This is a genomic window from Plantactinospora solaniradicis (assembly GCF_042658085.1).
GTDB classification, from domain to species: domain Bacteria; phylum Actinomycetota; class Actinomycetes; order Mycobacteriales; family Micromonosporaceae; genus Plantactinospora; species Plantactinospora solaniradicis.
Map to the genome: position 1 here is coordinate 206709 of NZ_JBHSPR010000007.1, position 24102 is coordinate 230810.

The 24102-nt window shown below is 69.2% G+C and carries 25 protein-coding genes and 1 pseudogene; 8 read left to right on the top strand and 18 right to left on the bottom strand.

Translation table 11 applies throughout. The features are described from left to right. Window positions 1-33 precede the first annotated feature (33 nt). The gene (locus ACFP2T_RS07015; RefSeq protein WP_377418756.1) at window positions 34-780 is read right to left on the bottom strand and encodes an SAM-dependent methyltransferase; all 747 of its coding nucleotides are present in this window, start codon (window positions 778-780) and stop codon (window positions 34-36) included. A gap of 298 nt (window positions 781-1078) precedes the next feature. Here ACFP2T_RS07015 and sigJ point away from each other — a divergent pair, with 298 nt between their 5' ends. Next, window positions 1079-2011 carry an RNA polymerase sigma factor SigJ gene (gene sigJ / locus ACFP2T_RS07020; protein ID WP_377418758.1) on the top strand — a complete coding sequence of 311 codons (933 nt, stop codon included), beginning with the start codon at window positions 1079-1081 and terminating at the stop codon, window positions 2009-2011. A 21-nt stretch (window positions 2012-2032) separates the two neighbouring features. Here sigJ and ACFP2T_RS07025 read toward each other — a convergent pair whose 3' ends face one another. The 10 genes from ACFP2T_RS07025 to ACFP2T_RS07070 form a co-directional block, all read right to left on the bottom strand. After that, window positions 2033-2464, bottom strand: a complete 432-nt coding sequence (locus tag ACFP2T_RS07025; protein WP_377418761.1) for a VOC family protein — start codon at window positions 2462-2464, stop codon at window positions 2033-2035. 86 nt (window positions 2465-2550) lie between these two features. Continuing rightward, entirely contained in the window at window positions 2551-3453 is a 903-nt protein-coding gene (locus tag ACFP2T_RS07030; RefSeq protein ID WP_377418764.1) for a 5-oxoprolinase subunit C family protein, read from the bottom strand. Continuing rightward, a complete protein-coding gene (gene pxpB / locus ACFP2T_RS07035) occupies window positions 3450-4067 on the bottom strand; it encodes a 5-oxoprolinase subunit PxpB (protein WP_377419923.1) in 618 nt (205 codons plus the stop codon). The genes ACFP2T_RS07030 and pxpB overlap by 4 nt, the downstream gene beginning before the upstream one ends. A gap of 26 nt (window positions 4068-4093) precedes the next feature. Next, on the bottom strand, window positions 4094-4795 hold the full coding sequence (locus ACFP2T_RS07040; RefSeq protein WP_377418767.1) for an ABC transporter ATP-binding protein: 702 nt from the start codon (window positions 4793-4795) through the stop codon (window positions 4094-4096). Continuing rightward, window positions 4796-5518 (bottom strand): ABC transporter ATP-binding protein, encoded by a 723-nt coding sequence (locus ACFP2T_RS07045; RefSeq protein ID WP_377418770.1) that lies wholly within the window; start codon window positions 5516-5518, stop codon window positions 4796-4798. Then, window positions 5515-6600: a branched-chain amino acid ABC transporter permease gene (locus ACFP2T_RS07050; RefSeq protein ID WP_377418773.1), complete on the bottom strand. Its 1086-nt coding sequence runs from the start codon at window positions 6598-6600 to the stop codon at window positions 5515-5517. The genes ACFP2T_RS07045 and ACFP2T_RS07050 overlap by 4 nt, the downstream gene beginning before the upstream one ends. A 22-nt stretch (window positions 6601-6622) precedes the next feature. Further along, on the bottom strand, window positions 6623-7483 hold the full coding sequence (locus tag ACFP2T_RS07055; RefSeq protein ID WP_377418776.1) for a branched-chain amino acid ABC transporter permease: 861 nt from the start codon (window positions 7481-7483) through the stop codon (window positions 6623-6625). Continuing rightward, window positions 7480-8745 (bottom strand): ABC transporter substrate-binding protein, encoded by a 1266-nt coding sequence (locus tag ACFP2T_RS07060; protein WP_377418779.1) that lies wholly within the window; start codon window positions 8743-8745, stop codon window positions 7480-7482. Before ACFP2T_RS07060 ends, ACFP2T_RS07055 begins: the two co-directional genes overlap by 4 nt. Before the next feature lie 173 nt (window positions 8746-8918). After that, a complete protein-coding gene (locus tag ACFP2T_RS07065) occupies window positions 8919-10259 on the bottom strand; it encodes a hypothetical protein (protein WP_377418782.1) in 1341 nt (446 codons plus the stop codon). Between the two features lie 213 nt (window positions 10260-10472). Beyond that, the gene (locus ACFP2T_RS07070) at window positions 10473-11234 is read right to left on the bottom strand and encodes a LamB/YcsF family protein (protein WP_377418785.1); all 762 of its coding nucleotides are present in this window, start codon (window positions 11232-11234) and stop codon (window positions 10473-10475) included. 154 nt (window positions 11235-11388) lie between these two features. On the opposite strand from ACFP2T_RS07070, the gene ACFP2T_RS07075 reads away from it, so the two are divergent. Next, on the top strand, window positions 11389-12096 hold the full coding sequence (locus tag ACFP2T_RS07075) for a GntR family transcriptional regulator (protein ID WP_377418788.1): 708 nt from the start codon (window positions 11389-11391) through the stop codon (window positions 12094-12096). Window positions 12097-12111: 15 nt separating this feature from the next. Here the strand turns inward: ACFP2T_RS07075 and ACFP2T_RS07080 are convergent, their stop codons facing one another. Further along, window positions 12112-13314, bottom strand: a complete 1203-nt coding sequence (locus ACFP2T_RS07080; RefSeq protein ID WP_377419925.1) for a hypothetical protein — start codon at window positions 13312-13314, stop codon at window positions 12112-12114. A gap of 114 nt (window positions 13315-13428) precedes the next feature. Continuing rightward, window positions 13429-13587: pseudogene (locus ACFP2T_RS07085) on the bottom strand (VOC family protein); the annotation flags it as partial. Window positions 13588-13811: 224 nt separating this feature from the next. On the opposite strand from ACFP2T_RS07085, the gene ACFP2T_RS07090 reads away from it, so the two are divergent. Continuing rightward, window positions 13812-14528 carry a DUF6766 family protein gene (locus ACFP2T_RS07090; protein ID WP_377418791.1) on the top strand — a complete coding sequence of 239 codons (717 nt, stop codon included), beginning with the start codon at window positions 13812-13814 and terminating at the stop codon, window positions 14526-14528. A 110-nt stretch (window positions 14529-14638) separates the two neighbouring features. Here the strand turns inward: ACFP2T_RS07090 and ACFP2T_RS07095 are convergent, their stop codons facing one another. Continuing rightward, window positions 14639-15820, bottom strand: a complete 1182-nt coding sequence (locus ACFP2T_RS07095; RefSeq protein ID WP_377418794.1) for a metallophosphoesterase — start codon at window positions 15818-15820, stop codon at window positions 14639-14641. 351 nt (window positions 15821-16171) lie between these two features. Here ACFP2T_RS07095 and ACFP2T_RS07100 point away from each other — a divergent pair, with 351 nt between their 5' ends. Beyond that, window positions 16172-16561, top strand: a complete 390-nt coding sequence (locus ACFP2T_RS07100) for a DnaJ family domain-containing protein (protein ID WP_377418797.1) — start codon at window positions 16172-16174, stop codon at window positions 16559-16561. Window positions 16562-16635: 74 nt separating this feature from the next. Here the strand turns inward: ACFP2T_RS07100 and ACFP2T_RS07105 are convergent, their stop codons facing one another. From ACFP2T_RS07105 to ACFP2T_RS07120, 4 genes are all read right to left on the bottom strand, one after another. After that, entirely contained in the window at window positions 16636-17097 is a 462-nt protein-coding gene (locus tag ACFP2T_RS07105) for an SAM-dependent methyltransferase (protein ID WP_377418800.1), read from the bottom strand. Between the two features lie 69 nt (window positions 17098-17166). Further along, window positions 17167-17658, bottom strand: coding sequence for a hypothetical protein (locus tag ACFP2T_RS07110; protein WP_377418803.1), 492 nt, complete (start codon window positions 17656-17658; stop codon window positions 17167-17169). Between the two features lie 37 nt (window positions 17659-17695). Then, window positions 17696-18541, bottom strand: a complete 846-nt coding sequence (locus ACFP2T_RS07115; RefSeq protein WP_377418806.1) for an ABC transporter permease — start codon at window positions 18539-18541, stop codon at window positions 17696-17698. Then, complete coding sequence (locus ACFP2T_RS07120) at window positions 18538-19521, bottom strand: ATP-binding cassette domain-containing protein (RefSeq protein WP_377418809.1); 984 nt, start codon at window positions 19519-19521, stop codon at window positions 18538-18540. Before ACFP2T_RS07120 ends, ACFP2T_RS07115 begins: the two co-directional genes overlap by 4 nt. Before the next feature lie 62 nt (window positions 19522-19583). Between ACFP2T_RS07120 and ACFP2T_RS07125 the strand changes: the two genes are divergently transcribed. The 4 genes from ACFP2T_RS07125 to ACFP2T_RS07140 all read left to right on the top strand — a co-directional run bounded on the left by ACFP2T_RS07125 (window position 19584) and on the right by ACFP2T_RS07140 (window position 24064). Beyond that, on the top strand, window positions 19584-20216 hold the full coding sequence (locus tag ACFP2T_RS07125; RefSeq protein ID WP_377418812.1) for a TetR/AcrR family transcriptional regulator: 633 nt from the start codon (window positions 19584-19586) through the stop codon (window positions 20214-20216). 588 nt (window positions 20217-20804) lie between these two features. Continuing rightward, window positions 20805-22091 carry an ABC transporter substrate-binding protein gene (locus ACFP2T_RS07130; protein WP_377418815.1) on the top strand — a complete coding sequence of 429 codons (1287 nt, stop codon included), beginning with the start codon at window positions 20805-20807 and terminating at the stop codon, window positions 22089-22091. Window positions 22092-22205: 114 nt separating this feature from the next. After that, complete coding sequence (locus tag ACFP2T_RS07135) at window positions 22206-23171, top strand: carbohydrate ABC transporter permease (RefSeq protein WP_377418818.1); 966 nt, start codon at window positions 22206-22208, stop codon at window positions 23169-23171. Continuing rightward, a complete protein-coding gene (locus ACFP2T_RS07140) occupies window positions 23168-24064 on the top strand; it encodes a carbohydrate ABC transporter permease (protein ID WP_377418821.1) in 897 nt (298 codons plus the stop codon). Before ACFP2T_RS07135 ends, ACFP2T_RS07140 begins: the two co-directional genes overlap by 4 nt. The last annotated feature ends 38 nt before the right edge of the window (window positions 24065-24102 follow it).

A 24102-nucleotide genomic window follows, 5' to 3' on the forward strand; every position in this document is an offset into this window, starting at 1 on the left:
TCAAGATTGGTCGGGACGCACCGGGGTCACGATTCAGCGGTCCATCAGTGCGAAGACGCCCCAGCCGAGGTATTCGCGCTGGTAGCGGACGTGCTGGACGGGGGCGACGGTGAGTTCCGCACGCATGTCGGCGGCCAGCTCGTCGTCGGGATTGTCGTCGAGCCAGCGGCGGATGTTGAGCCACTGCGCCGCGACGTAGCGGTCCCAACTGTCCCGGTCGGCGAGGACCATCTCCACGACGTCGCAGCCGAGCTCGCCGAACTGTTCGATCAGTTCCGGCAGGGGGCGGAAGTCGTCCCGGTCGGTCGCGTGGCAGGCCTCGACCGTGGCCCGGTCCGGTGGCTCGCGCCGCCAGTACGGTTCGCCGATCAGCATCGTCCCGCCTGGGCCGAGGCTGCGCCGGAGCAGCTCGACGGTGCCGGGCATGCCACCGCCGATCCAGGTGGCACCGATGCACGCGGCGATCTCGACGGGTTCGTCCGCGACGTGGCCCGACGCGTCGCCGTGCACGAAACAGACCCGGTCGGCGACGCCGAGTTCGATCGCCCGCGCCTCGGCCGAGGCGATGAACACCGTGCTGATGTCCACCCCGGTGCCGGTCAGCCGATGGTCGCGGGCCCAGGTGCAGAGCATCTCGCCGGTGCCGCAGGCCAGGTCGAGAATTCTCGTCCCCGGCGCCGGGCGCAGCGCCTGGCCCAGGACCGCCAGCTTCTCCGGGCTGAACGGGCTGTGGATGCGGTGGCTGCTCTCGCGGATGGTGAAGCTACGTGGAAGATCCACTACTGGTTGTCCTTACGTCCGAAGGAGTCATGACGGCTGGCGCCGCGATTCCGTCGTGGTCGGTCGCGGCGGGTCGAACCGTCATGAAATGCACCCTCTTCGGTCGGAGGAACGTTCGGCATCGCCGAGGCTAGAACGCCCCACCCCGCGTGTCGATCGGTTATCGACCGGCGAGGCCGATCTTCAGCGGTACGACGACGCGATCCTCGTACTGTGGGGCGACGCGCAACCTCACAGTTCGGTGCGATGTCTCGTCGTACTGCTGAGGACAGCGGCGACCAAGGGAGTCGGCAACACCATGAGCAGGCAATCCGAGCCGGGAGGCGGCCGGGTCGACCCGGGCCTGGACGCGATCATGAGCGAGCGGCGTCAGCTGATCAGTCTCGCGTACCGACTCGTCGGCTCGCTGGCCGAGGCCGAGGATGTCGTACAGGAGACGTACGCCCGCTGGTACGCCATGTCCCCGCAGCAGCGGGAAGGCATCGGATCCCCCGGCGGCTGGCTGACGACGGTCGCCAGTCGGATCTGCCTCGACCTGCTCGGCTCGGCACGGGCCAGGCGGGAGCGCTACGTGGGCGAATGGATCCCGGAGCCACTGCCCGATCGCATGGAGTGGATCAACGGGCGGTCGGACGGGATGCCCGTCGACCCGGCCGACCGGGTCACCCTCGACGAGTCGATCAACATGGCTTTCCTCGTCGTGCTCGAATCGATGACCCCGGCCGAGCGCGTCGCGTTCATCCTGCACGACGTCTTCCGCTACTCCTTCGCCGAAGTGGCCGAGATCGTCGGCCGTACCCCGGCGGCATGTCGCCAGCTGGCCTCGTCGGCCCGCCGTCGCATCCGCGCGTCGCAGGCTCCCGCGACTCCGACGGCGCAGCAGGCCGACATCGTCAGGGACTTCAAGCGGGCATGGGAAGCCAGGGACATCGGCGCCCTCGTCGGCCTCCTCGACCCCGACGTCACGGCGATCGGTGACGGCGGCGGCCTCGTCAGCGCCGAGCTCCGCCCGATCGAAGGTGGCGAGCAGGTCGCGCGCGTCTTCGTCGATCTCGCCGGCAGGGTGTCCGACCTGACGATCCTGGAGCGTACGGTCAACGGTCAGCCCGGTCTGGTGGCTCAGCAGGAGGGCATCACCGTGACGGTGATGGCGTTCGACATCGCGGGCGACCGGATCAAACACATCTGGGCGGTACGGAACCCGGAGAAACTCCGGCCGTGGACGGGCTGACGACGTTCACCGGAACGAACCTCACTTGGCGAAGATCTGCGACTCGTCGCGGAATGCCTTGAACTCCAGGGCGTTGCCGGCCGGGTCGCGGAAGAACATCGTCCACTGCTCCCCCGGCTCCCCGGCGAACCGGAGATAGGGCTCGATCACGAACGTCCCACCGCCGGCCCGGATCCGGTCGGCCAGGGCGTGGAAGTCGTCGATGGAGAGGATGAGCCCGAAGTGCGGCACCGGTACGTCGTGCCCGTCGACCGGGTTGTGGCCCGCGTCCGCCTGCCGTGCCGCCGGTACGACGTGGGTCACCATCTGGTGGCCGTAGAAGTTCCAGTCCACCCAGGCGTCCGCCGACCGGCCCTCGGCGAGCCCGAGCACGCCTCCGTAGAAGGCACGGGCCCGGTCCAGGTCGTCGACCGGGATCGCGAGGTGGAACCCGGGACGGGGGGTCACGGTCATCATGTGCTCCTTTCGCCGGCACGTCCGCCCGGACGCGCCCATCCAATCATGATCTTGTCCGCACAGGTGTAAGGAAGGGCCCCCGCTTATCGTTTTCTGTATAAGAAGGGCCCCCTCCTCACACCCTCGACGATCCGGAACCGGATCGGGGTGCCGGGGGCGGCCTGGGCGGCCAGTGGGAGGTCGTCCGGGTGCACCACGCCGATCACGGGGTAGCCGCCCATGGTCGGATGGTCGGCGAGGAAGATGACGGGAGTGCCGGCGGCGGGCACCTGGACGGCGCCGAGCACCACTCCCTCGCTGCGCAACTCGCCACCTATCCGGCGGGGCAGCGCGGGTCCCTCCAGCCGCATCCCCACCCGGTTGCTCAGCATGGACACCCGGTATCCGGCCCCGGTGAGGATCCCCGGCGCGTCGTCGGTGAACCAGTCGGCGCGCGGGCCGAGCACGACCCGCAGGGTCATCTCCTCGGTCAGCGTCCCGGTCGGGGCGACGTCGACCGGGGCGGGTGGGCCGGCGGCCTCACCCAGCGGCAGCCGGTCGCCGACCGCGAGCGGGGACGGCCCGAGTCCCGAGAGCAGGTCGGTCGACCTGCTCCCGAGTACCGGCGCAACGGCGATGCCGCCGGAGAAGGCGAGGTAGCTGCGGAGACCACGCTTCGCCGTGGCCACGTCGACGCGTGCGCCCGCCGGCACCGACACCGGCGCCGACCAGCCCACCGGGCGGCCGTTGACGCTCACCGGCGCCCACGCCCCGGTGACCGCGACGGTGGCGGCCTGACCGACCCGCAGCGACACACCGGTGATCGTCGTCTCGATCGTCGCCGCGTCGGCGGGGTTGCCGACCAACCGGTTCGCCAGCAGGTGCGCCGGCAGGTCGAGCGCTCCCGACCGGGGTACGCCGAGGTGGGCGTGCCCGGGGCGGCCGAGGTCCTGCACGGTGCTGAGCGCGCCGGACCGGACCACCTCGACGAATCGTCCGCCGCTCATCCGTCGACGTCCCGGAACCGGACCCGGGTGCCGGGGGTGAGCAGGGCGACCGGGTCCCGGCCCGGATCGAAGAGCACGAGGTCGGTGCGGCCGAGCAACTGCCAGCCGCCCGGCGAGTCCCGTGGGTAGATCCCGGCGTAGCCGCCGGCCAGCGCGACCGACCCGGCCGGCACCCGGGTCCGGGGCACCGCCCGCCGGGGTAGGTGGTACCGCTCGGGCAGTCCGGTCAGGTAACCGAAGCCGGGCGCGAAGCCGCAGAACGCGACCCGGTACTCCGGGGCGCTGTGGATCCGCCCGACGTCCTCCTCGGGCACCTGCCATGCCCAGGCGACCTCGGCGAGGTCGGCACCGTCGTACCGGACCGGGACCTCGACCAGCGGGCCGTCCGGCGGGCGGGCCGACGTCGGCCGCCAGGCCGCGAGCTGCGCCGCCAGGCCCGCCGGATCGTCGAGCCCGTCGACCAGCACGGTGAGTTCGCCGGGTACGACGTCCTCGACGCCGGGCAGCTCCCCGCGTTCCCGCCGCCGGTCGAGTTCGGCGACCAGCGCGTGGGCGTGCGCCGGCTCCGGAACCTCGACCAGCAGCGCACGCAGGCCCACCGGGATGATCCGCACCGCCGTCCACCCCTCGTCGACGCGGCTCACAGTCCGAGGTACGAGCGCCGTACCTCGTCGGACTCGGCGAGTTCGTCGGCCGGGCCGGACATCACCACCTCGCCGGTCTGGAGCACGTACGCCCGGTCGGCCAGCTCCAGCGCGGCCCGCAGGTTCTGCTCGACGAGCAGCATGGTGGTGCCGGCGCGGCGGATCTCGGCGAGCACCTCGAAAATCATCCTGGTGAACTTCGGCGAGATGCCGAGCGACGGCTCGTCGAGCATCAGCAGCTTCGGTCGACTCATCAGCGCCCTGCCCAGTGCCACCATCTGCTGCTCGCCCCCGGAGAGCGTGCCGGCGCGCTGACCGGACCGCTCGGCCAGGATCGGGAAGAGTTCGTACACCCGGGACAGGTCCGCCTCCCGCTCTTCCGCGCTGCGGTGGTAGCCGCCGAGCAGCAGGTTCTGCAGGACCGTCTGGTGCCCGAACAGCCGCCGCCCCTCCGGCACCAGCACCGCACCCCGGCGGGCGATCCGGTACGCCGGCAGCCTGCTCACGTCCTCGTCGAGGAAGGTCACCGTGCCGCGTACCGGTCGGTGCAGTCCGGAGACGGCCGCGAGCAGCGTGCTCTTGCCGGCCCCGTTCGCACCGACCAGCGCCACCAGCTCGCCGGGTTCGACCCGCAGGTCGACGCCGCGCAGCGCGACGACCCCGGCGTAGTCCACATGGAGATCGCTCACGGTCAGCATCTACAGGGCCTTTCCGAGGTACGCCTCGACCACGGTCGGATCGTGCGCGACCTGCTCCGGCGCGCCCTCGCTGATCTTCTGCCCGTAGTGCAGCACGACCAGCCGGTGGCAGAGCGGCATGATGACCTCCATTACGTGTTCCACCATCAGGATGGTGACGCCGCCACGGTTGATGGTGCGGACGATCTCCACCGCCTCGCGCGCCTCGGTGGGGGTCAGGCCGGAGAGCACCTCGTCGAGCAGCAGCAGTTTCGGGTCGGTGGCGAGCGCCCGTCCCATCTCCAACCGCTTCTTCCAGGCCGCGGTGAGCGACGCGGCCGGCGAGTCCAGCACCGGAACCAGTCCGGCCAGTTCGGCGACCTCCCGGGCCCGCCGCCGGGCGTCCCGCAACCGGGGATGCCGGACGAACGACGCCGTGGTCAGGTTGTCCAGCACGCTCATCGAGCCGAAGACCCGCATCAGTTGGAAGGTGCGGCCGACCCCGGCCCGGGCCGCCGCGTGCGGTGGCCAGCCGGTGACGTCCCGGCCGTCGAAGTACAACCGGCCCGCGGTGGGGCGCTGGGCACCGGCCACCATGGAGAAGAGCGTGCTCTTGCCGGCGCCGTTGGGTCCGATCAGGCCCATGATGGCGCCCTGCTCGACCTCGAAGCTGACGTCGCGGTTGGCCCACAGTCCACCGAACCGGCAGGACAGGCTGTCGACCTTCAACAAAGTCGTGGTCATGCCTTCACCTCAGCAGACTCGGCCGGCTCAGGGTCGGTTTCCGTCCGGGACGTCCGGCCCAGTCGTCGGGCGACCGGCGCCCACAACCGTTGCCCGATGGCCAGCAGGCCGCCCGGCTCGGTGATCGACACCAGAATGATCAGCGCGCCGTAGAGCAGCAGGTCCACCGAACGGCCGCTGCCGGAGAACTCCTGCCGGGTGAAGTCCTGGACGAAGACCAGCACCCAGGCACCGAGCAGCGGCCCCCAGAACCGGCCGACCCCACCGAGCACGGCCATCAGGGTGAACGAGACCGAGAGGTCCAGTCCGAGCCCCGAGGGCGGGTCGACGAAGAGGACGTACATCACGTAGAAGCCACCGGCCAGCGCGGTGATCGCTCCGGACAGGGCCGCGGCGGCCAGCTTGTACCGGTGTACGTCGATCCCGACCGCCGCCGCGGCGACCTGGTCGTCGCGGATGGCGCGGACGTAGTTTCCGGCCCGGCCCCGCAGGAACAGCCAGACGGCGAGCGCGGCGAGGCAGAAGAAGCCGAGCGCCACGTAGTAGTACGGCCGCTTGTCGAGCAGCGAGAACTGAAGGTTGGCCAGTGACGGCTCGACCACCGGCAACTCCCAGCCGTTCGCCTGCCCGAGGCCGGGCAGGTTGGTGACCAGGATGAAGACGATCTCGGCGACGGCGATGGTCGCGATCGAGTAGTAGTGGTGCCGCAGCCGGAAGCACGGCCAGCCGACGGCGGCGGCGAACAACGCGGCCAGCGGCAGCGAGAGCGCGATCGCCAGCCAGGGCGACCAGCCGTCGCGGACCAGCAGCGCGGTGGTGTAGGCGCCGGTGCCGAAGTACAGCGCGTGCCCGAAGGAGACCTGCCCGGCGTACCCGCCGAGCAGGTTCCAACCGGTGGCCGCGATGCCGAAGGTCAACGCCAGGATGCCGATGTTGTGCGCCGCCGAGTCGGCGAAGACCAGCGGGTACGCGGCCAGCGCGGCCACGATCACCACGGCGGTGGCCCAGGACGGCGGCCGCCGTACCGGAAGTGCCCGGAGCCGGGCCGGCGACGGCTGGCGCAGTACGGTCGGCGCGCTCATCGTCCTACCTCTCGTGATTGGCTCATCGGGTCCCCAGCAGTCCCTGCGGTCGTACCAGGACGACGACCAGATACAGCGCCAGCGCCGCCGCGAGGGTGTAGCTCGGGGCGTACAACCCGACGACTCCCTGGGCGACTCCGACCAGCAGTCCGGCCAGGGCGGCCCCGGTGATGCTGCCGAACCCGCCGAACGCGACCACCACGAAGGCCATCAGGACGAAGCTCACCCCGGCGGTCGGCGAAGCGGAGTACGAGTTCATCAGCAGCGCCCCGGCGACCCCGGTGGCCAGGCCGGCGACCACCCAGCACAGGGCGTACATCTTCCGGGGGTCGATCCCCATCAGCGATGCCGCCGCCGGGTCCTCCCCGGCGGCCCGTACGGCGCCGCCGAGGCGGGTCCGGTTCATGAAGTACGCGACCGCGCCGGTGGCCAGCAGCGCCCCGGCCGCCATGATGACCTGTGGTCCGCCGATCACCACCGGGCCGATCTCCCAGCGCAGTCCGGCGGCCCAGGGCCGGGGAACGGTCCGGGTGTTCGGGGTCCAGAGGAACTGGGCCAGGCCGCGCAGGAACACCTGTAGTCCGAAGGTGACGATCACCTGTGCCAGCGGCGACTTGCCGAGCACCCGACCGACCGCGCCGATGTACATCAGCAGGCCGGTCAGGGCGATCGACACCCCGGCGAGCGGGATCGACAGCAGCGGGTCGAGGCCCAGCACCGACCAGGCGAAGAACGAGGTGTACATGCCGAGCATGACCATCTCGCCGTGGGCGAAGTTGACCACGTCCATGACGCCGTAGATGAGGGTCAGACCGACCGCCACCAGTGCGAAGACCGCGCCGATCAGCAGCCCGTTGACGACCGACTGGAGGAGGTCACTCACTGCTGCGCCTTGTTCATCGGCCAGATCGGCTGCGCCGAGGAGAGTTCGGCCGGGAAGACGACCCGGTACTTCCCCTCGATCATCTGCTCGACGACGCCGGCGGCGCCGGTGTTCTGGCCCTTGTCGTCGAACTTGATCCCGGTCCACGGCATGATCGTCTTCTCGCCGGGGATGTCCAGCGCGCGCAGCGCGTCCCGGATCGCGGTCGGCTCGGTCGACTTGGCGGTGTCGATCGCCTGGGCCAGGGCCAGCACGGCGGTGAAGGCCCGCGCCGAGTTCTCGGTCATCGGGGCGCCGTACCGCTGCTGGAACAGGTCCGCCACGGTCTTCGCCGCCGGCCGCTTCGCGGCGATCTCGCTGGACCAGGCGGCCCGACTCGACGCGCCGTTGGCCAGCGGGCCGAGCCCGGTGGCGAACGCCGGGTCGGCGAAGCCGCTGCCGTAGGCGAGCAGCGCCGGCGGGTAGTAGTCGAGCTGGTCGAGCGTCTTCATCAGCTTGATCGCCGCGTCGGTGTAGGCGAGCACGAACAGCACGTCCGGGTTCTTGCTCCTGACCTGCGCCACCTGGGAGCCCAGGTCGGCCGCGGTCGGGTCGAACGCCACGTTGACCGCGACCGGCAGGCCGGCCTCGGCGGCGACCTTCTCGGTCACCCCGGCGCCGTCGTTGCCGAACTGGTCGTTGCTGTGGAAGATGCCGACCGTCCGGATCTGGTCGCCGCCGGCCTGCCGGGCCTTGAGGTAGTCGAACATCGACCGGGCGAAGGTCTCGTCGGTCGGTCCGGTCCGGAAGAACCACTTCAGGCCGCGCTCGGTGAGCGCGACCGACGACGAGGCCTCGTTCACGAACGGAACCCCGAGCCGCTCGGCCCGCTGGCTCGCGGTCAGGGTCACGCCGGACTGGTACGAGCCGATCACCGCGGCGACCTTCTCGGTGGTGACCAGCCGGTCCACCTCGCCGGCACCGACCTCGGGCTTGCCCTGGGTGTCACCGGTGATCAGCTTCACCGGCGCGTCGCCCAGCCCCGGCAGTCCCTTCCCCGGCCCGAGCGGCAGGTCCAGCCCGGGATGGTCGTTGTTGATGACGTCCACGGCGAGTTCGGCGCCGTGCAGTACGTCGGTCCCCTGGGTAGCGTTCGGCCCACTCAACGGCCACAGCCCGGCGAGCTTGACCTCGGAGTCCGAGCCGGCGTCGTCCCCTCCGCCACAGCCGGCAAGCCCGGCGGCGAGAACAAGGGCGACCGTAATGCTGCTGATCTTGCGCATGATGAGGCCTTTCTGCTGGCGGCCAGCCCGCACGGGGCTGAAGAGAAATGCAAGGAAGGGCCCCTTCTTATCGCTTTCTGTATAGGAAGGGGCCCTTCCCATCACGTGGCCCGCCCGGGCCCAGGTCTGCCGTCACCCGGGCCCGGTCGGACGATTCCGCGATGCCGAACCGGTCAGGAGACGGCGGCGCCGGCTGCCTTCACCAGAGCGACCGTCTGCTCGATGGTCTGCGCACGGTCGGAGGCGAACGGACCGTCGATGATCGCCAGCGGGTCCTGCGGGTACACCAGCGAGGAGATGTGCAGGTGCCCGCCGGGTACGTCGGTCGCGCCGAGCGCGAGCCGCAGCCGGTTCGAGCGGTACATGCTCTCGTTGGACAGGTAGTTGCCGCCGCCACCCGCCTGCGCCTGCGCGTCGGCCGACGGGCCGTTGTCGTGGCAGGAGACCTTGGTCGGGTCGGGCCGGGTGTTACCGGTCCACTCGCAGATCCGCGGGTTGAGCGCGGTCGGCCACGGGGTCGTTCCGGCGTCGATCATCTGCTGGAACGGCAGGGTGGTCTCGATGAACTCGGGGTTGGTCGACGGCTGCGGCCAGTTCGTCACCGGCGGAACGAGTTCGGGGGTTCCCTCGTTGTTGTTGTCCGCGCTGCCGCCGCGCCAGGCGCCGGCCCACTGCTCGATGGCCATCCGGGCCCGGCCGCCCTGGCTGATCGTCATGATCAGGTCGGCGCGCTCCCTGCTGTTCCGGGTCAGGTGCGGCCCGAAGGCGTCCTCGACGTAGCCGAGGTCGAACCCGCTCCAGGTCACCGGCAGCGACACCGACTGGATCTGGACCGTACGGTCGCCGACCTGGTACTCCTGACCGTCGAGTTGCAGCGCGGAGGCGCCGGACGGGTTGGAGCGCCGGATCTCCCCGTTGAGCTGGTACGGGTCGAAGCCGCTGACCAGCACCCTGGTCACCTTCCGGCTCGACGAGAAGTCGGTCGAGGAGATGCCCCGGGAGGCGTACTCGAAGGTTTTCAGCAGCGAGGCGCGGGCGGCGGCGGTCACCGCGAACCGTGGGGTCCACTGCCGCAGGTCGCGGGTGCCGGTCAGCCGCGACCAGTAGAGCGGCCGGTCGTCGTAGCGTTCGATGCTGCCCATCCAGCGCTTGCCCTGGGCCCGATCAACGGCGGTACGCCACAGTTCGGCGCCCCGGGACTGGAGCAGCTTGTCGGCCTCCTTGACCGACCGGACCCCGCACAGGTCGGCGGTGAGCCGCGCGACGAACGGGGCGAAGCCACCGACCTCGATCAGCTTGCTCGGCACCTGGACGCCGCCCGGCAGCGCGGGCGTGTCGATCCGGGTCTCCTCGTACGTCGTCGGGGCGGTGCGGTCGTAGCACTGCCCCGCCGGTCCGGCGTGCCCGGCCAGGCTCGTGGGCTGGGCACCGGCGGTGCCGGGCATCAGTACCAGGGAGGCACCGATGGCGGTGGCGGCGAGCAACTTAGCTCGGCCACGTACACTCTCAGTCAACTTCTGCACATGCAAGGTGATCTTCGACCTTCCTCGATAGCTGCGCCGGTTCCGGCCGTCCAGGCCCAACCAGAGGGATGGAGCCGGCGCTTCACTGGGGGTTGGTGCTGTCCGCCCGCGGCATCGGGCGGTGGCTGTGAAGGTGCGGGAGCCGGTGACCGTCGGCCGGGTGCGTCGCTGCTCCGGTCGACGGTGACCGATCCGGGGTGATCCCTAGCTGAACGTGCCGAGTTGTACGCCCGCGTCCTGCAACGCGGTGCGTACCTGACGGGCCAGCTCGACCGCGCCGGGCGTGTCCCCGTGTACGCAGAGCGACCGGGCCCGGACCGCGACCGCGCCACCGTCGACGGCGGTCACCTGGCCGGTCGTCGCCATCTTGACGCAGCGTTTCGCCACCGTCGCCGGATCGGTGATCAGTGCACCCGGACTGCCGCGTTTCGCCAGGCTGCCGTCGGACTGGTAACCACGGTCGGCGAAGGCCTCCCGCACCGTCTTGAGGCCCACCTCGTCGGCCTGACGCAGCAGTTGCGAGCCGGGCAGGCCGAGCACCGGCAGACTCGGGTCGTACGCGGAGACGGCGGCCACGACGGCGCCGGCCTGCACCTGGTCAATCACGGTCCGGTTGTAGAGCGCGCCGTGCGGCTTGACGTAGCGGACCCGACCGCCCTCGCTCCGGGCGATCCCGTCGAGCGCGGCCAGTTGGTAGAGCACGTCGTCGGCGAGCCGGTCGGGTTCGATGTCCATCGCCCGGCGGCCGAAGCCGGCCAGGTCCCGGTAGCCCACGTGGGCGCCGATCGACACGTCCCGGCTGATCGCCTCGGCGCAGACCCGCCGCATGATCGTCGGATCCCCACCGTGGAATCCGCAGGCGACGTTCGCGCTGGTCACGATCGAGAGCAGGGCCATGTCGTCGCCCAGCTGCCAGACTCCGAAGCCTTCGCCGAGGTCACTGTTCAGATCGAGGATGACCGACATTGCGCCTCCTGGGGGAAGGGTGGCGGTGGAGCGCCGTGAGTTCAGGTTTGCAGACTGTTGAACAATCCGTCAATGGTCATGTTGACTTGTAACCTCGTCGTAGCATGGACCTTCTCTCGATTGTGGGCCCGAACGAATGAAGGACAATGATCGCGTGACGTGGCTGGCGAAGCTGCAGGATGACCGTGCGTTGATCAGTCGGGCGAGCACGGCGCAGCGGGTGGCGGAGATCCTGCGCGCGCGGATCACCGAGGGCGCCCTGCTGCCGGGCACCCGGCTCTCCGAGGAGATGATCGGCGCCGCGCTCGGCGTCTCCCGCAACACGCTGCGGGAGTCGTTCCGGCTGCTGATGCACGAGCGGCTGGTCGTACACGAACTGAATCGGGGCGTCTTCGTCCGGGTGCTCGACGTCGAGGACGTGATCGACATCTACCGGGTACGGCGGGTGCTGGAGTGCGCCGCCGTGGCCAACGCCCGAAACAGTGTCCCCGGCGCGATGGAGGCGATCGAGGCGGCGCTGGTCGAGGGTGAGCAGGCCGCGGCGGAACAGCGGTGGTTCGATGTCGGTACCGCCAATATGCAGTTCCACCAGGCCATCGCCGGCCTTGCCGCCAGTCCCCGGGTCGAGGAGATCATGCGGCAGACGCTGGCCGAGATCCGCCTCGCCTTCCACGTGATGGACGCGCCGCAGACCTTCCACCAGCCCTACCTCGAACGGCACCGCGAGCTACTGGAGCTGATCCGGGCCGGTGACGTCGAGCGGGCCACGGCGGTGCTCGACGACTACCTGCGGACCGCGGAACGGCAACTCGTCGACGCGTACGCCGAGCGGATGGTGGAGAGCGCGCCGGCATCCCGGTAGCCGGCCGGCGGCCGGTCAGACCGTGTGCAGCGCGTACACCCCGGCGTCCGTACCGGCGCCCGCGGGTCCGGCCAGCGCGGACCACGCGGTACCGTCCCACCCGGCGACCTGGTTCACCGCCACGCCGCCCGCCCGGCCGAAGAAGCCACCGGCGATCAGACGGCCATTGTGGACGGCCAGGGACACGACGATGTCCTCGGTGCCGGCACCCGACGGCCCGGCCAGCGTGGACCAGGCGCTGCCGTTCCACCGTGCCACGTAGTTCGCCGGCGCCCCGCCCGCCTCGGTGAAGGTGCCACCGACGACCAGCGATCCGCCGTAGACGGTCAACGCCCGGCCCTCCGCGTCCAGCCCCGTGCCAAGGGTCGACCAGGTGCTGCCGTCCCACTCGGCGACGTAGTTGGCGGCGGTTCCACCGGCCTGGGTGAACCCGCCCGTCGCCACCAGCGACCCGTCGAAGACGGTCAGCGCCAGCACGTCGCCGTTGAAGCCGGTGCCCAGGGTCGACCAGGCGGTGCCGGTCCACCGCGCGATCCCGTTGGCGGCGGTCCCACCGGCCTGGCTGAATCCGCCCCCGACGATCAGCGCGCCGCCGTAGACGGCCAGGTCCCAGACCGAGGGTACGTTCACCCCGGTCCCGCCGGACCCGGTCAGCGGAAACCACTCGCTGCCGTCCCACCGAGCGATGTGGTTGACGGTCACGCCGCCGGCCCGGAGGAACTGCCCCGCCACGATCAGGTCACCGTCGAACACCGCCAGCGCGTCGACGAAGTCGAGGGGCGTCGTCATCACGCCGGTACCGGACGAGCCGGTCAACGGGAACCAGGCGGCCCCGTCCCACCGGGCGATGCCGTTCACCCGTACCCCACCGGCGGTCAGGAAACTACCGCCGGCGATCAGGTCTCCGTCGTACACCGTCAGGGCGGTGACGGAGCCGTCCGGCCCGGCGGTCGACGAACCGCCCAACCCCGACCAGGTCGAACCGTTCCAGGTCGCCAGGTGGTCGACCGCGACCCCGCCCGCCTCGGTGAAGGTGCCGCCCGCGTACAGGCCGGGGGCGGCGGTTGCCTCGGCCCGGGTCTCGCTCCCGACCGGAAGTGCGGCACCCGCCCGCCCCGCGGACACTGACGGCTGCGGCGCGAGGCTCCACCCACACAGCGCCGCCAGCACGAACACGGCAGCACGTCGGCGCAGGGTGGATCCGCCGGGACCGAACATGGTCACATTCCCTCCGCCAGGTCCGCCATCTCGGTCGGATCCTGCCAGGAAACATATATCAGTATCTATATATAGGCAATGTGACCGAGGTTGGACAAGCCCCTGGCAACCTGGTCACGCCTTCCAGGGCGGCCGGTCGAGCAGACAGAACTCGTTCCCCTCCGGGTCGGCCAGTACGGTGAACTGCTCGTCCCCCCGCTGCCCCACGTCGGCGTGCCGGGCACCGAGCGCGACCAGCCGGTCGACCTCGGCGGCCGGGTCACCACCTCGGAGCACCTCCTCGGTCCGTTCGTCTCCGACCGATCTGCATCCCTACCCTCGACGGCCGACCTCCATCCCAGTTCGGCCCCGGTAACCGGTGCCCGATCCCGACCGTTGGACGCACACCCGCTCTGACCAGGTTTTCCGCAGATCCACGCAGGGAACGGAGGGTAGCCGAGGGACGGGACTCCTTGGGTCGGGGACAGCGAAACCTCCTGTTGAAAGGAGACCTCCACATGGGGCGTCAACTCGTTGAGGAAAAGACATCGGCAGACCGTCGGAAGGCTGTTACGAGGCGTCACTGGCTGCGGGACAACGCGCTGGCGGTGTCGATGTTCGGCGCCTTCCTGGTCTTCCTCGTCCTGCAGAGCATCTTCGGGTGGCAGACCCACAACGAGGAGCTGACCCAGTTCGGCGCCGCACCCCAGAGCTTTCTCAGCTATCTCGGTACCGGGCACTTCGCGGAGGCGGTGTTCGAGAACTGGGAGTCGGAGTTCCTCCAGATGGGCGGCTACGTCCTGCTGACCGCGTACCTCGTGCAACGCGGATCGTCGGAGTCCAAGCCCGAGCCGGACACCGACCGGCCAGAGGATCACGCCCGCAACGCGAAGCCCAATTCGCCCTGGCCGGTACGCGCCGGAGGCGTGGCGCTGATGCTCTACCGCAACAGCCTGTCCATCGCCCTCTTCCTGATCTTCGGTGTCTCCTTCGTCCTGCACCTGTTCGGCGGCACCGCCGAGCACAACGAGCAGCAGGCGCTGGAGAGCGGCGCCGCTCCGATCAGCGCCTGGCAGTTCCTGGGCACCAGCGACTTCTGGTTCCAGTCGATGCAGAACTGGCAGAGCGAGTTCCTCGCCGTCGGCGCCCTCGTCGTGCTCAGCGTCTTCCTCCGCCAGCACGGCTCACCCGAGTCGAAGCCGGTCACCACACCGCACGACGAGACCGGCACCTGACCTCCTCACGGCGCCCTACCCGGCGGAGCGGGCCCGGCCACCGTCGACGGGCGGCTGCGACCGCTGATCGGCGGCACGTTTGACGGCGGTCGGGAGTGGCGTCGCCGGGGTCAGCCCGCACGCAGGGTGAGCACGGTGATCTCGCTCGGTGCGAAGATCCGTAACGGTGGACCCCAGAACCCGGTCCCCCGGCTCGTGTACAACTGGGTCCGGTCACCGTGCCGGGTGAGGCCGTGCACCGTTGGCTGGTCGAGGCGGACCAGGAAGTTGAACGGCCAGATCTGACCGCCGTGGGTGTGTCCGGAGATCTGCAGGTCGATGCCGTGTGCGACCGCCGCGCCGATCTGCTTCGGCTGGTGTGCGAGCAACAGCACCGGAAGGTCGGGGTCGGCGCCGGTGAGCGCGGCGGCGTGGTCGGCGTGGTGGCCGGGACGTCCCGAGGCTCCGGCGGTCGCGTCGTCGACACCGGCGACGACGAGCCGGGCGCCGTTCCGCTCCACGACGACGTGCCGGTTGTGCAGCGGTTCCCAGCCGAGTTGACGCATGTGGTCGAGCCAGCCCTGGGCCTCGCCGAAGTACTCGTGGTTTCCGGTCACGTAGGTCCGGGCGAGTCGGGCCCGGACCTCACCGAGCGGCGCGGCCTGGTCCCGCCGTTGCGCGACCGTCCCGTCGGCGATGTCGCCGGTGTGGCAGACGATGTCGGGATCGAGTTCGTTGACGGCCGCGACGACTCGGGCCGACCAGCCGGCCCGGTCGATCGGACCGTAGTGGGTGTCGGTGAGCAGGACGACCCGGACGCCGTCCAGGCCCGCACCGAGCCGACCGACGCGCACGTCCACCCGCCGGACCCGGGGTACCCGCATCGCCTCCACGTACCCCCAGAGCAGCAGCCCGACGGCGACGACAGCCACCGCCGCGGCGGTGATCCGGGACCGGACCGGGTCACCGACGCCGCCGACGGCCAGCCCGATCCGCAGCAGGTTGCCGAGCAGCGACCAGACGAAGAGAACCCAGGCCACCCCGAGCAGGGTGTCGCCGGTCCGGGCCGCCCAGTCCTGGCGCCGACCGCCGTGCCCGAGGTACATCAGTACGGGGAACGCCACGAGCGCCACGACGAAGACGATCGTGCCGGTGGCGATCACGGGAGTCGGCCAGTGCGCGCCCGCGACGACCAGCGTCCACCACGGCACCCCGAACAGCAGCGCCATGATCGCGGTGATCGTCAGGGTGAACAGGAACGGTCGCAGAGATCGCCTGGCCGGTGCCGCCCGCACCGCTTCGGTGGCTGACACAGCTTCGACTCCTCAGCTTGTCTCCGGGCCCCGTCCGGGCACTCCGTTTGTCTCCGGGCCCCGTCCGGGCACTCCGTCGATCCGTTCGTGCAGCATGACACGCCGGATCCGCGATCGACCACGTTGCTGAGCGCCGGCACAGGGGCGACGGTCCCCGCCGGGAATCGCGCTGGTCGGACGCGGTGTGCCGGCGCACACGCCCGGCTCGCCGCCCGGATTCCCGACCTAGAATTCGGGTCGCACGCGCGCTGCGGGACCGGCGAGCCTGCCCGAGCCGCGCAAGCCCGCGAGCTGGTCGGCCGGCCAGCGGACAGCGAAGCGGCGGGTGGAGGAGCCGAGGGAGGACATTCGATGCCGGACCGGTACGAATCCCGCGTCGAGCGGCAAATCCGGGAGGCGCAGGAGCGGGGCGAGTTCGACAACCTGCCCGGCGCCGGCCGTCCCCTACCCGGGCACGGTGGCACGGACGACGAGAACTGGTGGATCAGGGAGTGGGTACGCCGGGAGAACCTCACCGGACTCGCCCCGACCTCGCTGAAGATCCGCAAGGAGGCCGAGGACCTGTTGGGGCGGCTGGCGAAGGAGTCGTCCGAGCAGTCCGTACGTGCCGTCGTCACCGACCTCAACCAGCGGATCCGGCAGGCCCATCGGGGACTGGTCGACGGACCGCCGGTGGTCCTGCGCACCTTCGACGTCGACGAGGTCGTCGAGACCTGGCGGCGGCGGAGGCGTTCGGGCTGAGAAGACGTTCGGGCTGAGAAGACGTTCGGACTGAGTAGGCGTTCGGGCTGAGGAGGTGTCGGCGCGGGAAACGACTACGGCAGGAAGTACTCGGCCATGAGTCGACCGACCCAGTCCGGCTGCCGGAGGTTGGTGGGCTGGAACTCGGCCATCGTGGGTTTGAGGTCGACGACCGGGGTGCCCGTTATCGCGTCGAGTCCGAGCACCTGGAGTTCCCGACCCTTGACCGCGGTGATCGCGCAGGTGGTCATGCCGATGCGGTTGGGACGGCGCGGTCCACGGTCGGCGAACACCCCCACTTCCGGGAGGTCGGCCCGGCCACGTGGTCGTCGCGGCCGGTAGTCCGGCCGTTCCGTCGTCCGGTCGAAGACGAAGAAGACGTCGACGTGGGAGAACTCGGCCAGCCCGAGCAGGCAGTCCGCACCGAACCGCTCGTCCACCACGATGGTGCTGGTCACGTCGCCCCAGTGGTCGGTCAGGGCACTGTCCGTACGGTCGTTGCGCACGGTGCCGATCGACGTCACGACGAAATCCACGATGTACCCCCTGAGGTGTGGCACCGGCCGTACCACGCGCAGTTGTCGCGGTCCGTTGTCGAGATGATGTCAAGCCTGTCGCCGGCCGTGCACCGAAGGATCGTTGTCGGTGCTCCCGGCGGCAGGGGTCGCCAATCGGCCGGAGATCCGTAGGCCGTCCCGGACGTTGCGCGACATCAGGACGAGGCTGACCGCGCCGGCTGCCAGCTCGGCCGTCTGCGCAAGATGGAAGAGCGCGTCCACCTTCCCGCCTGACGCGAGTCGGTCGAGGTAGAACGCGGCGGGAACCAGGAGCAGCAGCCCGATTGCGGCGACGAAGGCCATCCGGCGTTTCTTGGCCGTGATCCTGGGGTCGGTCGAGGCGCCGGCCATCGACGATCCGGTCGCCCCGGCGACCACCAGCGCGGGGACGAGGACGAGGAGTCCCCAGAGGATGACCCGCCTGACGTTGGCGACCTGGTCGGGTGAGCCGAACAGCTCGGTGAGGACGGCCGAGAGCCAGAACACGAGGATCGTCGCGAAGCCGGTGGCGGCCGCGATCAGGTGGAGACGCTTGAGCATGGGGTACTCCTTGGTAATGGCCGAGGGTGGGCCGGGGTCAGGTCCGGCTGCGGTACAGGCGCATGGTCAACGGTGCGAAGACCGCCACGAGCACGCCGGAGGCGATGAGGACGGCACCGATCTGATCCGCCTGGGCCGTGCCGTGCATCAGTCCCCGTACCGCGTCCACGAGTTGACTGACCGGGTTGACTTCGACGAACGTCCGCAGCCACCCGGGCATCGTCTGCGGATCGACGAACACGTTGCTCGCGAAGGTGAGCGGGAACTGGACGAGGAAGCTCACCGCGCTGATCGCGCTGGGGGTGCGCAGGACGAGCCCGAGCGTCGCCCAGACCCAGGACAGGCCGAAGGCGAACACCAGGACGAGCCCGACCGCCAGCAGCACCCCGACCACGCCGCCCGCCGGGCGGAAGCCCATGACCAGCCCGAGGGCGACGACCAGTCCGGCGGCCAGCAGATTGCGACCGGCATCGCTGATCAGTCCGCCCACCAGGAGGGCTGGCCGCCAGATCGGCATCGATCGGAAGCGGTCGACGACGCCCTTGGTGATGTCGTTCTTCAGGTTGACGCCCGCGTACACGGTGATGAGCAGCACCGCGAAGACCATCGTGCCCGGGAGGAGGAACTGGAGGTACTCGCGGGTCGAGCCGGCCATGGCGCCGCCGAACAGATACGTGAACATGACGGTGAACAGGATTGGGATCATGATCGCGTCCGCGAGCTGTTCCGGCACATGCTTGATCTTCAGCAGGGCGCGCCAGGCGAACGTCAGTGACGCCGACAGCGGACTCGTCCGGGATGGCCGTGGCCGGGTCGCCAGGGCGTCGCGGAGGGCCCGATCGGGCAAGCCTGCCGGAGCATGCGGGGCTGATGTCGTGGTCATGCCGCCTTCTCCTGATCGGCGTCGGTGTCGGTCTCCGCACGGTGCCCGGTGAGGGCGAGAAAGACCTCGTCGAGGCTGGGGTGACCGAGCGCGAAGGTGGTGAGGTCGATACCGGCCCGGGTCAGACCGGCAAGCGCGATCGAGGCACGCCCGGGGTCATCGGCCCTGGCCGACAGAGCGGTCTCGTCGGATCCGGTCCGGACCGGGGTGCCGAGGGCGTCGGCCAGTAGCCGCCCGGCCTCGGACCTGCGGGCCGGGTCGAGTACCCGGACCTGGACGGTTGCGGCGCCCACCGACGCCTTGAGCTGGGCGGGTGTGCCCTCCGCGATGATCCGGCCGTGGTCGATGACGGCGAGCCGGTCGGCTAGTTGGTCGGCCTCGTCGAGGTACTGGGTGGTGAGCAGGACGGTGGTGCCTTCGCGGGCGAGCGCGCGGACGATGTCCCAGACCTGGTTACGGCTGCGCGGGTCCAGGCCCGTGGTGGGTTCGTCGAGGAACAGCAGGTCCGGACTGACGATGATGCTCGCGGCGATGTCGAGCCGCCGACGCATACCCCCCGAGTACGTCTTGACGGTCCGGCCGCCCGCCTCGGCGAGGCCGAAGCCGTCCAGCAACTCGTCGGCCCGGACCCTGGCCCGCGCTCTGGTGAACCCGAGCAACCGGGCGAGGATCGTGAGGTTCTCGAATCCCGTCAGCTCCTCGTCCATCGAGGCGAACTGACCGGTCAGGCTTATCCGTTCACGTACCCGGTGGGCGTCCCGGACGACGTCGTGGCCGAACACCCGCGCGGTGCCCCCGTCCGGCGGTGACAGGGTGGCGAGTACCCGGATCGTGGTGGTCTTTCCGGCCCCGTTCGGACCCAGGAAGCCGAACACGCCGTCGGTGGGCACGACCAGGTCGACGCCGTCCACGGCGCGGGTGGCGCCGAAGACCTTGACCAGCCCGCTGGCTTCGATCGCGGGTTCAGAGTTCGTTGCCATCTAGCTAAAGCCTCTCTCTAGAGTCGCTCACTAGTGACCGCCTCTAGAGGTACGCTATAGCCGTGACGGATGTCAAGCGAGTGAACAAGCGGACCCAGAAGGCGGCGGAGACGCGCCGACGCATCCTGGAGGCCGCCCGCGACCTGTTCGTCGAGCACGGGTACGGGGCGACGAATCTGCAGGATGTCGCGGCTGCCGCGGGTGTCGCGGTACAGACCATCTACTTCGTCTTCGGCAACAAGCGGACGCTGCTGAAGGAACTCGTCGACGTGACCATCGCCGGGGACGACGAACCGGTCGCGACGATGAACCGCCCCTGGTTCCGCGACGCCCTGGCGACCGACACCGCCGTCACCCACCTGGCGGCACACGTTCGAGGAACCCGGGAGATCCTGGAACGCATCGCCCGGATCACGAAGATGGTCGCCACGGCCACCACGACGGACGCCGAGGTCGCGCAGCTCTGGCCCGGTGGCGGGAATCCCCGGTTCGAGGTGCACACGGTCGCCGCGAAGGCCATGGTCAGCAAGCCGGGAGCACGCGCGGGAGTCTCGGCGGAACATGCCGCCGATCTCCTGTACGCCCTGCTGAGCACCGAACTCTACCTGCTGTTCGTGCACGAGCGCGGCTGGTCGCCCGAGCAGTGGGAGCAGTGGACCTACGACACCCTGCGTCCGCAGCTCTGCTCCCCGTAGGACTCGCCCGGCCCACCGGTCGCGACGGCGCACGGCACGCGGGCCGCGTCGACCGCGCCGCACGAGCGGATCCCTGCGGCAGGGTCGCATTCGACTTCCACGTCGACATCGACATCGCCGCCGCTTAACGATTCGGCGACTTGTTCGGCTCTCACTTCCGGCTTTGGACGACCTCTCGATATGACCGCATTCCCTCACCACCCCGCCACCTTGTCGTCGCCCGGAGCGCAACAAAGACGTACTGTCGGTTGTCGTTGACTTGCGGTATCAGCATGCGCCCTCCCCAGCCCTTCGGCCGGCGCCCTGTGACGGCACTGCCTGAACCGGTTCACGGATCGTGACCACCCGGGCGCATCACCCGCCCCGACGCTTCGAGCGAGGCTTCTAGCAGGCCAAACAGGACGTTATGCCTGAACCGGTTCATGCACTTAACAGTTCAGTTCCCGCATAGTGTTGTCACGTCGTTGACACGGCTGTAACCCGCGTGTACGTTCCCTGCAAGTCGCGACGCCTATCCCACCCTCCCCAAGGCGCGCCTCTACACATCGTGCTATGTCCAATGTGGACACCGAAAGGTGGGACGCGCATATGAGAAAGTACGGAATCGCCGGCACCGCACTCGCACTTCTGCTGGCAGTGGCGGGCTGTGGCGGAGGTGACGACGAGGGCGGAACCGACGGCGCCATCTCCGGCGAGATCACGGTACTCACCCAACGCACCGACATCGTCAACACCGTCTTCCAGGAGTACAAGAAGAAGTTCGAGGCGAAGTATCCGGGCACGACCGTCAAGTTCGAGGCGATCACCGACTACGAGGGCGAAGTCCGGATCCGGATGAACACCAAGGAGTACGGCGACGTCCTCCTCATCCCCAACTCCGTCACCGACGACCTGCTGCCGAACTTCTTCGAGCCACTGGGCACCGTCGACGAACTCAAGGACAAGTACCGGTTCGTCCGCAACGAAAAGGTCCTCGACGGCAAGGTCTACGGCCTCTCCATCACCGGCAACGCCCAGGGCTTCGTCTACAACAAGAAGGTGTGGCAGCAGGCGGGCATCACCGCGCCGCCGAAGACGCCGACCGAGTTCCTGGCGGCGCTGACCGCGATCAGGGACAAGACCGACGCGATTCCGCTGTACACCAACTACAAGGACGCCTGGCCGCTGTCCCAGTGGGAGAGTTTCCGGGGTGTGGTGAGCGGCGATCCCGACGCGGCAATCAAGCTGGCAAAGGACGACGCGCCCTGGGCCCCCGGCAAGGAACACCACATCATCGACTCGCTGATCTTCGACATCGTGCAGCAGGGCCTGACCGAGCCCGATCCGACGACCACCAACTGGGAACAGTCCAAGGGCATGATCGGCACCGGCAAGGTCGCCACGATGATGCTGGGCTCCTGGGCCGTCGTGCAGATGCAGGACGCGGCCACCAACAAGGCCGACATCGGTTACCTGCCCTTCCCCCTCCAGGTCAACGGCAAGTTCCACACCGTGATGGGCGGCGACTACAAGAACGCCATCAACGTCAACTCCAAGAACAAGGCGACGGCCCGGGCCTGGATCGACTGGTTCACGGACGAGTCGAACTACTCCGTGGACCAGGGCGGCATCTCCACGGTGATCAGCCAGGCGATGCCGGCCACCCTGGCCGACCTGACCGCCGTGAACACCGAGTTCATCGAACTCAGCCCCGCCCCCAAGGGTGAGGAGGGCCTGGCCGACAAGATCGGCAACGAGGCCGAGATCGCCCTGAACGACGGCAAGTACCGACAGCGGATCGTGGATGCCGCGCGGGGAGCGAAGAAGGAGACCAAGGACGAGATCTTCGCCGACCTGAACAAGAAGTGGTCGGACGCCAAGTCCAGGATCAAATAACCGGTTGAACTCGGGCAACGGACCTCGGGCGTGCGGGTGGCGGATGCCGCTCGCACGCCCATCGGCCGACACGACGACGTGCGGCCGGGCCTACCGGAAGGTTTGCGTTTCCAGATGGCATCTCCGACCAACACCGCGAGTCGGTTCTCCGGGCTGCCCGGGGCAACCCCCCAGCGGGGCCTCGGGACCACCGGCCGACGTCGGCAGGGGCCACGCAGGCGAAAGCCCATCACCCCGTACCTCTTCCTGATCGTGCCCGTGGCGCTGCTGGTGGTCTTCACCTACATACCGGTCGTCAACATGTTCGGCTACAGCGTCACCTCGTGGAACGGGCTCAGCCCGACCAAGGAGTTCATCGGCGCCGACAACTACGTCGAGATCGCGACCCGCCCCGAACTCTTCGGCGTGCTCCGGGTCAGCCTCTACTACGTCGGCGCTTCGGTCATCCAGATCGTGCTGGCGCTCTACTTCGCGACGGTGCTGAGCTTCAACGTCAGGTTCAGGAACTTCTTCAAGGGGATCATCTTCTTCCCCTACCTGATCAACGGGGTCGCGATCGCGATGGTCTTCCTGTACTTCTTCGAGCCCGGCGGCACCCTCGACTCGACCCTGAGCGCGCTCGGCCTCGGCGACCTGTCCCGACAGTGGCTCGGCGATCCCGGCACCATCAACTACTCCCTCGCCGGCACGTCCATCTGGCGCTACCTGGGGCTCAACTTCGTCCTCTTCCTCGGCGCGATCCAGTCGATTCCCGCGCAGCTCTACGAGGCGGCCGAGATCGACGGCGCGAACCGGTGGCACCAGTTCCGGTTCCTCATCCTGCCCGGCATCAGGCCGATCGTCGGGCTGTCGGTCATCCTCGCGATCTCCGGCTCGCTGTCGGTGTTCGAGATCCCGTACATCATGACCGGCGGCGCCAACGGCAGCGAGACCTTCGTGACCCAGACCGTCTACCTGGCGTTCAAGGCCTACAAGGTGGGGCTGGCCTCCGCGATGGCCGTCGTACTGCTGCTGATCATCCTGCTGGTTACCTGGGTACAGCGCCGGGTCGTGCCCGACGAGAAGGTGAACCTGTCGTGAGCCTGACCGACTTCCGCGGCCCCGAGGCACCCGCCGCACGACGCGCCCGGACGACCCGGTCGCAGCTCGTCGGCGCCCGGATCGCCGTCACCCTCAAGTACGTCTCGCTGGTCCTCGCCTCGGTGGTCGTACTGCTGCCGCTGCTGGTCCTGCTGATGGCCTCGCTGAAGACCAACGACGAGTACGTCAACGGCGAACCGTTCGACGCCCCCGGCAACTGGTTCAACTTCGACAACTACGTCACCGCCTTCAACGAAGGCGGAATGCTGCGGGCCTTCGTCAACACCTCGATCATCCTCGTCATCTCCCTCGTCGGCACCGTCATCATCGGCTCGATGGCGGCGTACGCCCTCGACCGGTTCCAGTTCCGGCTCAGGAAGACGATCATCCTGCTGTTCCTCCTGGCCACCCTCGTACCCGGGGTGACGACCCAGGTGGCCACGTTCCAGGTGGTGAACAATCTCGGCCTGTTCAACACCCGCTGGTCGGCGATCGCGCTGTTCCTCGGCACGGACATCATCTCGATCTACATCTTCCAGCAGTTCCTCCGGAGCATCCCGCGCGAGTTGGACGAGTCCGCCGCGATCGAGGGTGCCAGCTCCCTCACGATCTACTTCAGGATCATCCTGCCCCTGCTGAAGCCGGCGATCGCCACCGTCGTGATCATCAAGGGGATCACCATCTACAACGAGTTCTTCATCCCGTTCCTCTACATGCCCGACCGGGACCTCGGCGTCATCTCCACCTCGCTGTTCCGGTTCAAGGGACCGTTCGGAGCCCAGTGGGAGGTCATCTCGGCCGGGGTGATCCTGGTCATCGTCCCCACACTGATCGTCTTCCTGCTGCTCCAGCGCTTCATCTACAACGGCTTCACCAGTGGAGCGACGAAGTAGGACGACGGACTCCGATCACGGCAGGTCCTCCCGCTGCC